The organism is Caulobacter sp. (genome assembly GCF_965279145.1).
In the GTDB taxonomy this organism is placed as follows: Bacteria; Pseudomonadota; Alphaproteobacteria; order Caulobacterales; family Caulobacteraceae; genus Caulobacter.
Genome location: NZ_OZ257139.1, coordinates 4,375,938 through 4,389,888 on the forward strand (window position 1 = coordinate 4,375,938; position 13,951 = coordinate 4,389,888).

12 protein-coding genes are annotated in these 13,951 nt (G+C 67.1%); 2 read left to right on the forward strand and 10 right to left on the reverse strand.

Features of this window, described 5'->3' with window-relative positions; genetic code table 11:
* Positions 1–54: 54 nt before the first annotated feature.
* A complete protein-coding gene (pip, locus tag ACQY9P_RS20580; protein ID WP_421737397.1) occupies positions 55–1,044 on the forward strand; it encodes a prolyl aminopeptidase in 990 nt (329 codons plus the stop codon).
* On the opposite strand, the gene ACQY9P_RS20585 is transcribed toward pip, so the two are convergent.
* The 10 genes from ACQY9P_RS20585 to ACQY9P_RS20630 all read right to left on the reverse strand — a co-directional run bounded on the left by ACQY9P_RS20585 (position 1,041) and on the right by ACQY9P_RS20630 (position 13,155).
* Positions 1,041–1,586, reverse strand: a complete 546-nt coding sequence (locus tag ACQY9P_RS20585) for a GNAT family N-acetyltransferase (RefSeq protein WP_421737396.1) — start codon at positions 1,584–1,586, stop codon at positions 1,041–1,043. The genes pip and ACQY9P_RS20585 overlap by 4 nt on opposite strands.
* Complete coding sequence (gene rodA, locus ACQY9P_RS20590) at positions 1,586–2,743, reverse strand: rod shape-determining protein RodA (protein ID WP_421737395.1); 1,158 nt, start codon at positions 2,741–2,743, stop codon at positions 1,586–1,588. The genes ACQY9P_RS20585 and rodA overlap by 1 nt, the downstream gene beginning before the upstream one ends.
* Positions 2,740–4,752 carry a penicillin-binding protein 2 gene (mrdA, locus tag ACQY9P_RS20595; protein WP_421737394.1) on the reverse strand — a complete coding sequence of 671 codons (2,013 nt, stop codon included), beginning with the start codon at positions 4,750–4,752 and terminating at the stop codon, positions 2,740–2,742. Before mrdA ends, rodA begins: the two co-directional genes overlap by 4 nt.
* Before the next feature lie 4 nt (positions 4,753–4,756).
* A complete protein-coding gene (locus ACQY9P_RS20600) occupies positions 4,757–5,272 on the reverse strand; it encodes a hypothetical protein (protein ID WP_421737393.1) in 516 nt (171 codons plus the stop codon).
* Complete coding sequence (mreC, locus tag ACQY9P_RS20605; protein WP_421737392.1) at positions 5,269–6,339, reverse strand: rod shape-determining protein MreC; 1,071 nt, start codon at positions 6,337–6,339, stop codon at positions 5,269–5,271. The genes ACQY9P_RS20600 and mreC overlap by 4 nt, the downstream gene beginning before the upstream one ends.
* Positions 6,340–6,387: 48 nt before the next feature.
* Positions 6,388–7,431 carry a rod shape-determining protein gene (locus ACQY9P_RS20610; RefSeq protein ID WP_004623009.1) on the reverse strand — a complete coding sequence of 348 codons (1,044 nt, stop codon included), beginning with the start codon at positions 7,429–7,431 and terminating at the stop codon, positions 6,388–6,390.
* Between the two features lie 341 nt (positions 7,432–7,772).
* On the reverse strand, positions 7,773–8,651 hold the full coding sequence (locus ACQY9P_RS20615; protein ID WP_421737391.1) for a DMT family transporter: 879 nt from the start codon (positions 8,649–8,651) through the stop codon (positions 7,773–7,775).
* Positions 8,648–9,259: an O-methyltransferase gene (locus ACQY9P_RS20620; RefSeq protein ID WP_421737390.1), complete on the reverse strand. Its 612-nt coding sequence runs from the start codon at positions 9,257–9,259 to the stop codon at positions 8,648–8,650. The genes ACQY9P_RS20615 and ACQY9P_RS20620 overlap by 4 nt, the downstream gene beginning before the upstream one ends.
* A 110-nt stretch (positions 9,260–9,369) precedes the next feature.
* Complete coding sequence (locus ACQY9P_RS20625; protein WP_421737389.1) at positions 9,370–10,944, reverse strand: 2-isopropylmalate synthase; 1,575 nt, start codon at positions 10,942–10,944, stop codon at positions 9,370–9,372.
* Positions 10,945–11,181: 237 nt separating this feature from the next.
* Complete coding sequence (locus ACQY9P_RS20630) at positions 11,182–13,155, reverse strand: alkyl/aryl-sulfatase (protein ID WP_421737388.1); 1,974 nt, start codon at positions 13,153–13,155, stop codon at positions 11,182–11,184.
* Between the two features lie 60 nt (positions 13,156–13,215).
* Between ACQY9P_RS20630 and ACQY9P_RS20635 the strand changes: the two genes are divergently transcribed.
* Positions 13,216–13,896 (forward strand): TetR/AcrR family transcriptional regulator, encoded by a 681-nt coding sequence (locus tag ACQY9P_RS20635; protein ID WP_421737387.1) that lies wholly within the window; start codon positions 13,216–13,218, stop codon positions 13,894–13,896.
* Positions 13,897–13,951 lie beyond the last annotated feature (55 nt).

Genomic DNA, 13,951 nt, shown 5'->3' on the forward strand with positions numbered 1-13,951 from the left:
CGCGTGATCGATCTTCCGTTCACAGGACGATGGGAAGCGCGCTAGGTTCGGGGAATGGATCGTAACGCTTCTTCCACCGTGATGTCGTCCACCGGCCGCCGCGGCCTTTTCCGCGAGGTCGAGCCATTTTCATTCGGCTGGATGGCGACGGGCGGCCCGCATGAGATCTATTACGAGGAATGCGGCAACCCGCGCGGCAAGCCCTGCGTGATCCTGCACGGCGGCCCCGGCGGCGCGGTCAATCCGACCATGCGGCGGTTCTTCGACCCGGCCAAGTGGCGCATGGCGCTGTTCGACCAGCGCGGCTGCGGCCGCTCGCGCCCCAACGCCAGCCTCGACGACAACACCACCTGGAGCCTGATCGAGGACATCGAGCGGCTTCGCGAGCATCTGGGCGTCGAGAAGTGGACCGTGTTCGGCGGCTCGTGGGGTTCGACCCTGGCCCTGGCCTACGCCATCAAGCATCCCGACCGCGTCGAGGGCTTGGTGCTGCGCGGCATCTTCCTGCTCACCGAAAAGGAACTGCGCTGGTTCTATCAGGACGGCGCCTCGATGCTGTTCCCCGATGCGTGGGAACGGTTCCTGGCCCCGATCCCGGAGGATGAACGCAGCGACCTGATGGCCGCCTATCACCGCCGCCTCGTCGCCCCCGACCGCCGCGTGCAGCTGGAAGCCGCCGCCGCCTGGAGCCAGTGGGAAGGCGACACCATCTCGCTGCGAGGGCCCGAGGCCCGTCCCCCGAAATTCAATGAAGAAGACTTCGCCATCGCCTTCGCGCGCATCGAATGCCACTTCTTCACCAACAAGGGCTTCTTCGACCACGACGGCTGGATCCTGAAGAACATCGACAAGATCAAGCACATCCCCGGCTGGATCGTGCAGGGCCGCTTTGACGTGGTCACGCCGCTGGACAGCGCCTGGAGCCTGCACAAGGCCTGGCCGCAGGCCCGCTTCGACATCATCTGGGACGCCGGCCACGCCTCGACCGAGCCGGGGATCATCGACGGTCTGGTTCGGGCCACCGAGGCGGCGCTGGTCTCTTAAGCCGGTCGATTGATCGCGTAGACCCCGCACCATTCCCAGCGGTCGCGGGCCGGGGAATGGACCAGCTTGCGGCCGGTGGCGCTCATGCCCAGGCGGCGCATGACCTGGAACGACGGCTCATTCTCGTTCTGGGCGACCGCCTCGATGATCCTGATCTGCGGCCTTTGCCACAGGACCTCCATCACCGCCCTGCCCGCCTCGGTCATGTAGCCATGGCCGTGCGCCGGCTCAGCCAGGTGATAGCCGATCTCGATCCCGTCGAGATCTTCCACTGTGCCGCCGCCGAAGCCGCCGATGACGACGCCGTCCGACAGGCGTTCGATCGCATAGCAGACATGCCAGCCGGCCCGCACGCCCGCGCGGGCTTCGTTGATCCGCTGGGCGGCAAGGTCGATGGAAACCGGATCGGGCCAGGTCGCCAGCCACCGGGTCACGGGCGGCGTCAGGTTGGCGGCCAGGGCCGGCGCGTCTTCCGGTCGAAAGCAGCGAAGGCGCAGACGCGGCGTGACCAGGACTGGCAGAAGCTCGTCCGTCGCCGTCATCAGACCAGCGAGCCCTTGCCGCTGGTGACCTCGGTATAGCGATGCACGCGCACGGCCTGGACCAGGCCAAAGCCGATCATCACCGTGAGCATGACGGTGCCGCCGTACGACAGCATAGGCATCGGCACACCCACCACCGGCGCCAGCCCCATGACCATCGCGCCATTGATCAGCACGTAGAGCGCGAAGGTCGCGGTCGTGCCGGCGGCGGCCAGGCGTCCGAAGTGGCTGTGGCTGATCGAGGCGATCCGCAGGGCCATGAAGATCACCGCCCCATACAGGAACAGAACCCCGAAACAGCCCAGGAAGCCGAACTCCTCGGCCAGGGTGGCGAAGATGAAGTCGGTCTGCTTTTCCGGCAGGAAGTTCAGCTGGCTCTGCGAGCCCAGGCCAAAGCCCTTGCCCAGCAGCCCGCCCGAGCCCAGGGCGATCTTGGATTGCAGGATGTGATAGCCGTTGCCGGACGGATCCTGCTCGGGGTGCATGAAGGTCAGGATGCGATTGCGCTGATAGTCGTGCAGCACGAACAGCACGAAGGGCGGAATGGCGACCAGCGCCGCGACGATGCCGGCCACGATAACCCGCCACGACAGCCCGGCCAGCACCACGATCGACATTCCGGTGGCCGCGATCAGCACCGCCGTGCCCAGGTCCGGCTGGTGGGCGACCAGCAGAACCGGCGCGCCGATCATCAGCAGCGGCACGATCAGCCGCCACGACAGACGGGCGCTGTCGGCGGAAAGCCCGTGATAGTAGCGCGCCAGGGCCAGCACGAGGCCGATCTTCATCACCTCCGAAGGCTGGAAACGGAAGGATCCGATCGACAGCCAGCGCTGGGCGCCCAGCGACACATCCCCCACCACCTCGACCGCCACCAGCAGCAACAGGCCGATGACATAGACGGGATAGGCGATCGAGAACCACCAGCGCAGATCAACCATGGCCAGCACGACCATGATGATGAAGTAGAGGCCAAAGCGCAGCAGGTGCTTGGCGGCCCAGGGCTCCCACGACGCCCCCGCGATCGAGAACAGCATCAGCGCGCCCGTCCCCGCGATCAGGCAGAGGAACAGGCAGAAGGTCCAGTCGATCTCCATGAACTTGATGGTCGGCCGGTCGCGTTCGCCGGGCCGGCTGAGGCCGCCGCTGAGGGTCATATGTGCGGTCCTTGCGGCGCGGTCGGCGGCGCCGGCGGCGGGCCTTCGACCGGATCTTCCGGCGCCGCGCCTTCGACCACGTCCTCGACGGGCGCGTCGGGCAACGGCATCGGCTTTTCGATGCGGGCGCGGATTTCCGGATCCTTCAGCAGGGCCACGCGCATCACTTCGCGCGCGCGCGGCGCGCCGGCGGTGCCGCCGCCCATGCCGCCGTGCTCGATGATGACCGAAACGGCGTAGCGCGGATCGTCATAGGGCGCGAAGGCGACGAACAGGTTGTGGTCCTTCAGCCGCCAGCGAACGTTGTCGCTCTTGCGCGACGCAACCTTGTCGAAGCTGCGCACCTGGGCGGTGCCGGTCTTGCCGGCCATCTGGATGTCGCCCAGGCCCAGCTGGCTGTTGCGATAGGCGGTGCCGGTGACGTCGTTGGCCACCGCGGCCATGCCGCCGCGCACATAGGCCAGGTGCTCGGCCGAGAACGGCAGGTCTGGCACGGCCGCGCCGCTGGGCTGCTCGACGCCGCCCACCGACTTGATCAGGCGCGGCAGCAGGGCCTTTCGGGCGTTGGCCATGCGGGCCGTCATCACCGCCAGCTGCAGCGCGTTGACGTTCAAGGCCCCCTGCCCGATGCCGTAGCTGGGCGTTTCGCCCGGAAACCAGGTCTGGTTGGCCGGATTCTTCTTGAAGGCCCGCTTCTTCCATTCCGGATCGGGCACCAGGCCGCGCTTCTGGCCCGGAATGCCGATGTCGAAGATCTGACCAAACCCCATGGCCCGGGCGGCGTTGGCGATGTTGGTCGGACCCGTCTTCAGGGCCGTCTGGTAGAAATAGATGTCGCACGAGTTCTTGATGGCCTCGTGCATGTTCTGCGAGCCATGGCCGCCGGGCTTGTAGCAACGCCACGTACGGCCGCCATAATACCAGCCGCCGCTGCAGTGCACCCGCACCTCGGGATCAACGCCCGCCGTCAGCGCCGCCAGGGCCACGGTCGGCTTGAAGGTCGAGCCCGGCGGGAAGGTGCCGGTCATGGCCTTGTCGAGCAGCGGCTTGCGCTCGTACTCGGCCAGGGCCTTGTATTCGGGGCCGCTGAGACCGCGAACGAAGCGATTGGCGTCGAAGCTGGGCGTGGAGACCATGCACAGCAGGTCGCCGTTGCGACAGTCCATCACCACGATGGCGCCGCTCTCCTCGCCCATCACCTCAAGGGCGCGGTTCTGGATATCGGCGTCGAGGGTGAGGCGGATTTCCTTGCCCGGCGTGGGGCGGATGTCGCCCTCGGGGTCCAGGCGCACGACGCGCCCCTGGGCGTCGACCTCGGCCTTGGTGGCGCCGGCCCTGCCGCGCAGCTCGGTGTCGAAAGCCTTCTCGACGCCCTGCTTGCCGATCCGGAAGCCCGGATGGTGCAACAGGTCCTGGTCCTGGGTGGGATCGTTCTTGGCCGCTTCCAGGTCGCGGTCCGAGACCTTGGCGACATAGCCGATGACGTGGGCGAAGGCGCCGCCGAATGGATAGACCCGCACTTCGCCCATGTCGGCGGTGACGGCCGGCAGTTCGGGCGCCCGGATATTGACGCGGGAGAACTCCTCCCAGGTCATGTCCTCCATCACCGCCACCGGCGCCTTGCGCGGCGCGCGGGCCAGATCCTTGATGATCCGGGCGCGACGCGAGCCGTCGATAGGCACCAGCTTGGCCAGATCGTCGAGCGTCGCCTCGACATCCAGATCCTTGTCCTTGGTGACCAACAACCGGAAGTTCGGACGATTGGACGCCAGGGGCGTGCCGTTCCTGTCGAGGATCAGGCCGCGAGGCGGCGGCACCAGACGGTAGTTGAACTGGTTGCCGGCCGACAGCTTCTGATACCGCTGGGCCTCGACCAGCTGCAGCTGGGCCAGGCGACCGCCCAGGGCCAGCAGGCCAGCGCCCGCCAGGCCCCCCATCAGGAACGCGCGGCGGTGGAAGACCCCCTGGCGCTCATTGACCTCGAAGAACAGGATTGACGGTTCGCTCATCGCCCTACCGGAAACGGACGTCGGCGTCGTCGAAACGATCGACCAGACGATGGGCGAACGGGAACAGCAGGGCCGTGGCCAGGAACTGCCAGAACACCGCCATCAGACTGGGCATGGCCAGGCTGTCGAGCATCGAGAACAGGAAGCCGGCCACCATGGCGACGGCCGAGACCCCGGCGAACCAGGCCCACATCATCGGGCGACTCTGGCCGGTCATCATGTTGCGGGCGGTCAGCACCGTGGCGTAGGCGACCAGCAGCGACAGGCCCCACAGACCGGTGGGGCCGCCCCAGAAGATGTCGAGAAACAGGCCCAGGGCCAGGATCGCGAACGGGGCCAGAATGGACGGGCGGATCAGCGCCCAGGCGAAAGCCGGCACCATGGCGAACACAGGCTCGGGCAGTTGCAGGCCCCAGATCCGGATCGGCGCCGAAAAGACGATGGTGGCCGCGATGCAGGTCAGCAGCGGGATACCCAGCCAGCGCGCCGGGTGCAGAGGCCGGGCGCCGCGCATGCTCATCGTTGCGCTCCCGTCGTCGCCGGGACCGTCTCGGGTTTTGGGGGCGCGGGCTTTGTAGGCGCGGGCTTGGGCGGCGCCGGTTTGACGGCCGCCGGCGTCGGCGGCGACCCGGAGGGCGTGGTCGAGGCGGCGGGCGGCGGCGCGGCGCTCAGGATCGAGGTCTGTGGATCCTCGGTCGTCACCGGCGGCAGGCTGCGGGTCTGCAACTGCTTTTCATCGGCCAGTTGGGCGAAGTCCTTGAAGAGCAGGATGCGAACGAAGTCGATCGCGGCGTCGTCGGCGAACAGCACCACGCGCCAGCGACCGTCCAGCCCCTTGACCGCCGCACCCACCGGCAGGCCGCGCGGCACCACGCCGCCATCACCTGAAGTCACCACCCGGTCGCCCGGCTGGATCGGATCGACGCCGCGCAGATATTCCAGCTTCGGATTGGGTCCGCCGTCGCCGGTCAGGATGGCGCGGGCGTTGGTGCGGTCGATCATCACCGGCGTTCGCGAGGCGATGTCCGTGAGCAGCAGCACCCGGCTGGCGCCGTTGGAGACACCCACCACACGCCCCACCAGACCGCGCTCATTCAGGACGGGGTTGCCGACCACCACGCCCTTTTCCGAACCGGCGTCGGCCAGGCGCGTATTGGCGAAGGGCCCCCGGCTGTCGCTGACAACCCGGGCCGAGGCCATCGGGATCGGCGGATCGGTCTTCAGACCCAGCAGCGACTTGTAGCGGTCATTGGTGTCCTGCAGCGCCAGGGCCCGGTCGCGCCACTGGCGCATGTCGGCCAGCTCGGCCTTCAGCCGGCGGTTTTCCGAAGCGGTGAAAAAGTAGCTGCGAACGAAGTCCAGCCCCAGGCCCGTCCAGCGTCCCGGCGCGGCGATGACGCCGCTGACCGGCTTGGACACCGTGTCGACCGTCTGGCGGGTCACGCCATAGGCGTGGTCCTGAAGCGTCTCGCGCCGGTCGGCCAGAAGGAACGCCACCGCGATCACGACCGCGACGATGAGCGCCACGGCCGCGGTCCAGGTGAGCGGCACTTTCAGGTCGCCAAGGGGACCTTCGCGAAAGGGCACGAATGCGTTCTCCTGGCGCCGCCCCGGCGCCCTTGCAGGATTCTAGGCCTAGGCCAGGGTGGATTCCAGGACGCCCTTCATCCACTTGGGATGCTCGAGCACCTTGCCGCAACCCAGGGCCACACACGACAGCGGATCGTCGGCCACGGTGACCGGCAGGCCGGTGTGGTCGCGGATCTCGGCGTCCAGGCCGCGCAGCAGAGCGCCGCCACCGGTCAGCATGATGCCCTTGTCGGCGATGTCGGAGGCCAGCTCAGGCGGCGTGGCTTCAAGCGCGACCTTCACGGCCTCGACGATCTGCCCGACCGGTTCGGCCAGGGCGTCGGCGGCCTGCTTTTCGCTGATGCGCACTTCGCGCGGCACGCCCTGCATCAGGTCGCGGCCCTTGACGTCGATCGACAGGCCTTCGCCGTCGGCCGGCGCGCGGGCGGTGCCGATTTCCTTCTTGATGCGCTCGGCGGTCGTCTCGCCGATCAGCAGGTTATGGTGGCGACGCATGTAGCTGATGATCGCCTCGTCCATCTTGTCGCCGCCCACGCGGACCGAGCGCGAATAGACGATGCCTGACAGCGACAGCACGGCCACCTCGGTGGTGCCGCCGCCGATGTCGACGACCATCGAACCGGTCGGCTCGTGGATCGGCAGGCCGGCGCCGATCGCGGCGGCCATCGGCTCGTCGATCAGACCGACGCGGCGGGCCGAGGCGTTGAGGCAGGAATCGTTGATGGCGCGGCGTTCGACGGCGGTGGCGCCCGACGGCACGCAGACGATGACCTTGGGATTCACGAAGCCCTTGCGGTTGTGAACCTTGCGGATGAAATACTTGATCATCTCCTCGGCGACTTCGAAGTCGGCGATGACCCCGTCGCGCATCGGACGGATGGCTTCCATGTGGCCGGGCGTGCGACCCAGCATCTGTTTGGCTTCGATTCCCACGGCGTGGACGATCTTGCGACCGCCGACGTTGCGCAACGCAACCACCGACGGCTCATTCAGAACGATCCCCTTGCCCTTCATATAGATAAGGGTGTTGGCCGTTCCGAGATCGATGGCGATGTCGTTGGAGATCACGCCGAAGAGGGAAGAAAACATTGAAAGCCCTGACTGAGGGATAGAGGGGCAAGACGCTGCAATTCAACACGAAAGCGGGCCGAGGATGGTTCACGACGTGAAGATAGACTCCGCGCGTGAAAGTCTCCTAACCCACTCCCGGACAAGGACAACATGATTCCCCGGAATCGCCGTCTTACCCGGGTCTTTGTCCCTTGGAACACGACGGGAGCGCCGCCCCCTGGCCGCGCCGTCGCCAGACAGCCCCAAGGCGCATCGACGTCGCCCGTTTGCCCTGCGAAAGCGTTGATTTCAAGGTCTATTCGCGGCTGATCCAAAGGCATTTGCGAACGGGGGCCCCAAGCACTGGATCATGGCGAAATCTAGCCGAGCGCGGCCATCACCACACCGATCGCCGTGAGCAGTCCGGCGGCGATCTGCAAGGGCGTCAGACGCTCGGCGAACAGACGATTTCCGGCCAGGGCGGCGATGGGCATTTCGATCACGCCGACCGCCCGCACCGGTCCCACGGGGCTGAGCGCCATGGCCGTGAACCACAGGCCGGAGGCCGCCGCGCCGCAGAAGCCGGCGCCCAGGGACTGACGCCACGCGGCGATCACGGCGGTCAGGGCGGCGGGATTTCTCGCCGCCAGGAACCCCGTCAGCACCACGGTCTGGATGGCCTGCACCACCATGACCGTAGCAAAGGCCGACGCGACATGATGGGCGGGATCCAGGGTCAGGCTGGCCTGGCGGAAGCAATTGGCGCTCAGCGCGAACAGCGCGCCCGAGCCCAGGCCGGCCAGGGCCGCGCCGCGTCGCATCACCACCTCGCCTCTCGGCCAGGTCAGCGCCGCCAGCCCCGCCGAGGCCACCAGGCCGCCGGCCCAGGTCAGCGGGCTTATGTGATCGCCAAACAGCGTCGCGCCCCAGATCAGGGCGAACGGCAGGCCGCTCTGCTGCATGGCCGTGCCCAGGGCGAAGGTCGAGCGGTGCATGGCCACCAGTTGCGCGGCCGTGGCGCTCATCTGGGCCCCCGCCCCCGCCGCGCAGGCCAGCCAGAACCAGGCCGAGGGATGAGCTCTCGCGCCGGGCGTCAGGACCCAGGCGACAACCGCGAACACGGTGGCGAACGGCAGGCCAAACAGGAAGCGCACCAGCGTGGCGCCCCAGGGCCCCGCTCCGCCCATGACCGAGCGCTGGGCGGCGTTGCGGGCGACCTGCAGGGCCGCCGCGCCGATGGTGATGGGGATCCAGATCATGACCGGCGCGCCGCGACGATCAAACCCGACGCCCAGGGCAGACTGACGACGACAAGGTCGGGATGCGTTTTCAGACGCAAGGTCAAGGCGTCCACGCGCGCCTGGTGATTGGGCGGCCAGTTGGGCTGGGGAAGCATGTCATCGACCACATAGAGCCCGCCCGGCGCCAGCAGGGCCAGGGTTTCGTCCAGGCCGTCATACTTGCCCGGCCAGGCGTCGGCGAAGATCAGGTCCAGCGACCCGGGATGCTGCGTGCGGACGTGGTCCATGGCGTCGTCGAGGACGAAGGTCACGCGGGGATCATCGCCCAACACGTCCCGCGCCACGGCCTGAACGTCGGCGTCGTTGTCCAGGCTGGTCAGGATCGCGCCGGTATCCATGCCCGCCAGCAGGCAGGCCGTGGCGAGACCGGTCCCGGTGCCCAGCTCCAGCAGGCGTCCGCCCGGCTTGGCGGCGGCCAGCAGCCGCAGCAGGGCCCCGGTGTCAGCCTCGGAGGGCATGTCGAAGCCGAGCGCCGCCGTGCGGACGCCGATTTCCCGCCAGCCCTCCGGCAAGGCGGCGGCGTTGTCGCCGAACGCGGGGTTCGTCGAGAAGAAGGCAGAGGTCATCGGCCGCTCTTTCATGTGATCGCGCAGGACCGCGCGGCCCGTCGCGCAAGCGCGACGGGATCACCCGTGTGACGTGGGAAAGGAGTCGGGGCGCGCGAGCGCCTCCGATCCTAGAAGCCGCTGGCGATCGCCGCTTCGGGGCGGCTCTTTTCCTTGCGGGCGAAGAGGTTGTTGAGCGCGTTCACATAGGCCTTCGCGGAGGCCGTGAGCGTGTCGGTGTCGGCGGCCTGGCCGGTGGCGATGCGGCCGTCCTCTTCCAGACGCACCGAGACCTGGGCCTGGGCGTCGGTGCCTTCGGTGACCGCGTGCACCTGGAACAGGCGCAGCGCCGCGCTGTGCGGCACGATCTTGTGGATGGCGTTGAACACGGCGTCGACGGGACCGTCGCCGGTCGCCTCGGCGGTGCGCTCCTGGCCGTCGACGTCCAGGGTCAGTTCGGCCGACTGGCCGTCGGTGCCGGCCACCACGCGCAGGTGGGCGACGCGGATCTTCTCCGAGCCGCGCGCCAGGGCGTCGTCGACCAGGGCGATGATGTCGTCGTCGTAGACATGCTTCTTGCGGTCGGCCAGGTCCTTGAAGCGGCCAAAGGCCTCCTTCAGGGCGTTCTGGCCCAGCTCGTAGCCCAGGTCCTTCAGCTTGGCGCGGAAGGCGTGGCTGCCCGAGTGCTTGCCCATGACCAGGCTGGACGGAGCCTGGCCGACCGATTCCGGGGTCATGATCTCGTAGGTCTCGCGGTTCTTCAGCATCCCGTCCTGGTGGATGCCGCTTTCATGCGCGAAGGCGTTCTTGCCGACGATGGCCTTGTTGTACTGCACCGGGAACCCGGTGATGGCCGAGACGTAGCGGCTGGCGCGGGTGATGTGGGTGGTGTCGATCCTGGTCTCGTAAGGCAGGCGGTCGCCGCGCACCTTCAGGGCCATGACGATCTCTTCCAGCGCGGCGTTGCCGGCGCGCTCGCCCAGGCCGTTGATGGCGCACTCCACCTGACGCGCCCCGCCCTGCACGCCGGCCAGGCTGTTGGCCACGGCCAGGCCCAGATCGTTATGGCAGTGGGTCGAGAAGATCACCTTGTCGGCGCCCTCGACGTTCTGGGTCATCCAGCTGAACAGGTCGGCATATTCCGAAGGATAGGTGTAGCCGACGGTATCGGGCAGGTTGATCGTGGTGGCGCCGGCCTTGATCGCGGTCTCGATGGCGCGGCGCAGGAACTGGCGGTCGCTGCGGGTGGCGTCCTCGGCCGACCATTCGACGTCGTCGCGCAGATTGCGGGCGTGACCGACCGAGCGGGCGATCACGTCGATGACGGCGTCAGGCTCCATCTGCAGCTTGTGCTTCATGTGCAGGTCGCTGGTGGCGATGACCACGTGGATGCGACCGCGCTGGGTGGGCTTCAGGGCCTCGGCGCAGCGGTCGATATCGACCTGGTGCGCGCGGCACAGGCCGGCGATGGTGCTGTCCTTGACGATCTTGGCGATCTCGTGGACGGCCGCGAAGTCGCCGTTCGAGGCGATCGGGAAGCCGGCCTCGATGATGTCGACGCCCATCTCCTCGAGGATCTTGGCCAGTTCCAGCTTTTCATCATGCGACATCGAGGCGCCGGGCGATTGCTCGCCGTCGCGCATGGTGGTGTCGAAAATGACGACGTTGTCGCGCTTGTCGAAGGCGTCGGGTGATACGGAGGTCATGGAATTACTCGTCGGAAGGTGTCTGCGTGCGGGGCGGCGATGGATTGACTATCCCCTGCGCGCCCGGCCACGACGATGCGTGACCCTAGAGCGCCCAGGGGCTGATAAGCCGAAGCAGAAGCTGATTGCGCGCGACGTTCATGAGCACTTTCTACACATCACGCCAAAATCGAGCAAGCATTTTGCGCCTAACGGCTGATTGGCCGCACAGAACGCAACTTTCCTCCATGCATCAAACTATTTGAGGCGCGTCACGATCGGAAAATCGGTCGGAAAGGCGTCAAACCACCCCGCCAGCCGCCCAAGCGCGGCGCGATCGCCCTCCAGCTTCACCTCTCCCGACGTGATCTTCGGCAGCAAGGACGTCCCCCGGAACAGGGAATCCAGGAACACCGGTCGCGAGACCGTGAGGGTGGCGTCGACCGCCTCCGAGCCGAGCGCCGGCTGCGCCACCAGCACCCGGTTGCGGACCTCGACCACGAAGCGCTCGTTGCGTTCGGGGAAGACGAAAGCCAGCGTCAGATGGGCGTCGCCGACCTTGTCGGCGTTCAGGCGGATCGCCAGGACGTCGAAGATCATCTGGCTGGACAGACCCTGCAACATGTCCAGCGGCGCCATGGAGGCCGGCAGCTTGCGCACCCCGCCCCGCAGTTCGTCGGTCGCCGTCAGATACATGTTCCGCCAGATGGCGTTTTCGGTCTGGTAGCCGAGCTGCTCATACACCGCCGCCAGCTGGGTCTTGGCGGCCGCATCGCCGTCATCGGCCATCACCACATGATTGAGCAGCGAGGCGGCCCAGGCATAGTCACCGGTCTTGGCGGCCTCGGCGGCCATGGCCTTGACCTTGTCGGCCCCGCCCATCGCCGCGACATAGCGCTGACCGGTCCGGGCCGGCGGCGCGGGATCCAGGTGCGCCGGATTGGCGTCATACCAGCCCATGTAGCGCTGATAGACCGCGCGGCTGTTGAAGCTCATGCTCCCGTAGTAGCCGCGATTGTACCAGTCCCGGGCCAGGGTGGGCGGCAGCTGGATCTGGGCGGCGATCTCGTCGCCGGTCAGACCCTCGTTGAGCATCCGCACAGACTGGTCGTGGAGGTATTTGTAGGCGTCGCGGTGCTCGCCCAGGAAGGTCTTGACGGTCTCGCGGCCAAAGCGCGGCCAGCCGTGGCTGGTGATCATCAGGTCCGAGCCGTCGGCATAGAGACGGATCGACTCGGTCAGGTCGTCGGCCCACGCCTTGGAGTCACGCACCAGGGCTCCGCGAGGGGTCAGCACATTGTGCATCGAGACATTGGCGTTCTCGGCCATGTCGAGAATCCGCAGGTCCGGCAGGTAGAAGTTCATCTCCGCCGGGGCTTCGGTGTTGGGCGTGTACTGGAAGCGGAATTTCACCCCGTCCAGCACCAGTTCCTGGCCGGTATGATCCACGATCTGGGTCGGCGGGATCAGGGTGATCGTGCCCTTGGCGATGCCCTGGCCGATGCCCGAACTGATCTGCCCCTCGACGCCGGGCGGCAGCATCACGCCAAACTGATACTGCGCGCGACGGCTCATGGCGTTGCCGGCCAGGATGTTCTCGCTGACCACTTCCTTCATGAAGCCTTCCGGCGCCACGATCGCGATCCTGCCAGCTTCGACGTCCTTCTGGTCGACGATGCCGCGCACGCCGCCGAAGTGGTCGCTGTGGCTGTGGGTGTAGATGACCGCCCTGATCGGCAAGGCGCCGAGCTTTTCAGTGACCAGTTCGAACGCCGCCCTGGCCGTCTCGGCCGTGGTCAACGGATCGACCACCACCCAGCCGGTGTCGCCCTTGATGAAGGTGACGTTGGAGACATCGAACCCCCTCACCTGCCAGACCCTGTCCGACACCTGATAAAGGCCGTGACGGGCCAGCAGCTGGGCCTGGCGCCACAGGCTGGGGTTCACCGTCGCCGGACGCTCGCCCTTGAGAAAGTCATAGGCGGCGAGGTTCCAGGCCACCTGTCCGTCGGCGCGCTTGATCAGCGGATCCGCGCGCGTGCCCAGAAAGCCGCGATCGGCGAAATCGAAGTCCTGACGGTCGGCGAATGGCAAGGCCTCGGCGACGGCCTTCTGGTGCTGGATGGTGATGGGAGAGGCCGGCTGCCCTGCCTGGACCGCGCCTGGAGCCCCGATAAGCGCCACGGTTGAAATCAGCAGCGCGGCCTTCAGGCCAGCCCTAGGCTCCACCATCGAATCCTCCCTAGCTTCTTATTTTGAAACTCTATGGTTTCATTTTACATAGCATCGAAGATGACCAGCGCAAATCAGTCTCCTGAGCCCACGCCACGCGGCCGCCCCGGACAGCCCAAGCCCCGGGTGGATCGCGACGCGCGCGCCCAGGCGGTGCTGGACGCCGCGGTGATGGTGTTCACGGAAAAGGGCCTGCACGCGGCCACCATGCAGGACGTGGCCAACCGGGTTGGCATGGCCAAGATCCTGATCTATCGGCTCTATCCTTCTCGACAGGCCCTGATCGACGCTCTGTTCAGCGATATCCTGGGTGAAATCGAGGCGATCGCCACAAAGCCCTGGCGGGGCTATGGCTCTGGCATCGCCACCCTGATCGAGATGGGTCGAGCCCGTCCGGCGCTGTTCCTGCTGCTCTTGCGCGACGCGCGCGGGGGTCCGGAAACCGCGCCCTGGGCCACGGCCTGCGACACCCTGCTGACGGCCTTGACCGAACCCTTCGTGGCCGCGCCGGCCGACGCCCCGGATGACCTGCGGGCCGCCTGTGCTCACGCGGCGAGAGCCTTTCTGCCCTTTATCATAGAGACGTGGATCGCGGGGATCGAGCGCGGCGACGGCATGACGGACGCCGCCAGGATCACATGGTTCGGAGACATGGCGCTGGCCTGGAGAACCGCCACGCGCAAGGCGCTGGAGCTGCCTGAAGCGCCGGAGCCCGCCTCTCTGGCCCCTAGAGCCTTTTAGCTTCATATGGAATCATATGAGGCGTTCAAAAGGCTCTAAATCATACACTTAGAGC

Coding starts and splice junctions, on each gene's coding strand:
- ACQY9P_RS20635 (WP_421737387.1), top strand. CDS start 13,216: ATGACCAGCGCAAATCAGTCTCCTGAGCCCACGCCACGCGGCCGCCCC.
- ACQY9P_RS20585 (WP_421737396.1), bottom strand. CDS start 1,586: ATGACGGCGACGGACGAGCTTCTGCCAGTCCTGGTCACGCCGCGTCTG.
- mrdA (WP_421737394.1), bottom strand. CDS start 4,752: ATGAGCGAACCGTCAATCCTGTTCTTCGAGGTCAATGAGCGCCAGGGG.
- ACQY9P_RS20630 (WP_421737388.1), bottom strand. CDS start 13,155: ATGGTGGAGCCTAGGGCTGGCCTGAAGGCCGCGCTGCTGATTTCAACC.
- ACQY9P_RS20620 (WP_421737390.1), bottom strand. CDS start 9,259: ATGACCTCTGCCTTCTTCTCGACGAACCCCGCGTTCGGCGACAACGCC.
- ACQY9P_RS20600 (WP_421737393.1), bottom strand. CDS start 5,272: ATGAGCATGCGCGGCGCCCGGCCTCTGCACCCGGCGCGCTGGCTGGGT.
- ACQY9P_RS20610 (WP_004623009.1), bottom strand. CDS start 7,431: ATGTTTTCTTCCCTCTTCGGCGTGATCTCCAACGACATCGCCATCGAT.
- ACQY9P_RS20625 (WP_421737389.1), bottom strand. CDS start 10,944: ATGACCTCCGTATCACCCGACGCCTTCGACAAGCGCGACAACGTCGTC.
- rodA (WP_421737395.1), bottom strand. CDS start 2,743: ATGACCCTCAGCGGCGGCCTCAGCCGGCCCGGCGAACGCGACCGGCCG.
- pip (WP_421737397.1), top strand. CDS start 55: ATGGATCGTAACGCTTCTTCCACCGTGATGTCGTCCACCGGCCGCCGC.
- ACQY9P_RS20615 (WP_421737391.1), bottom strand. CDS start 8,651: ATGATCTGGATCCCCATCACCATCGGCGCGGCGGCCCTGCAGGTCGCC.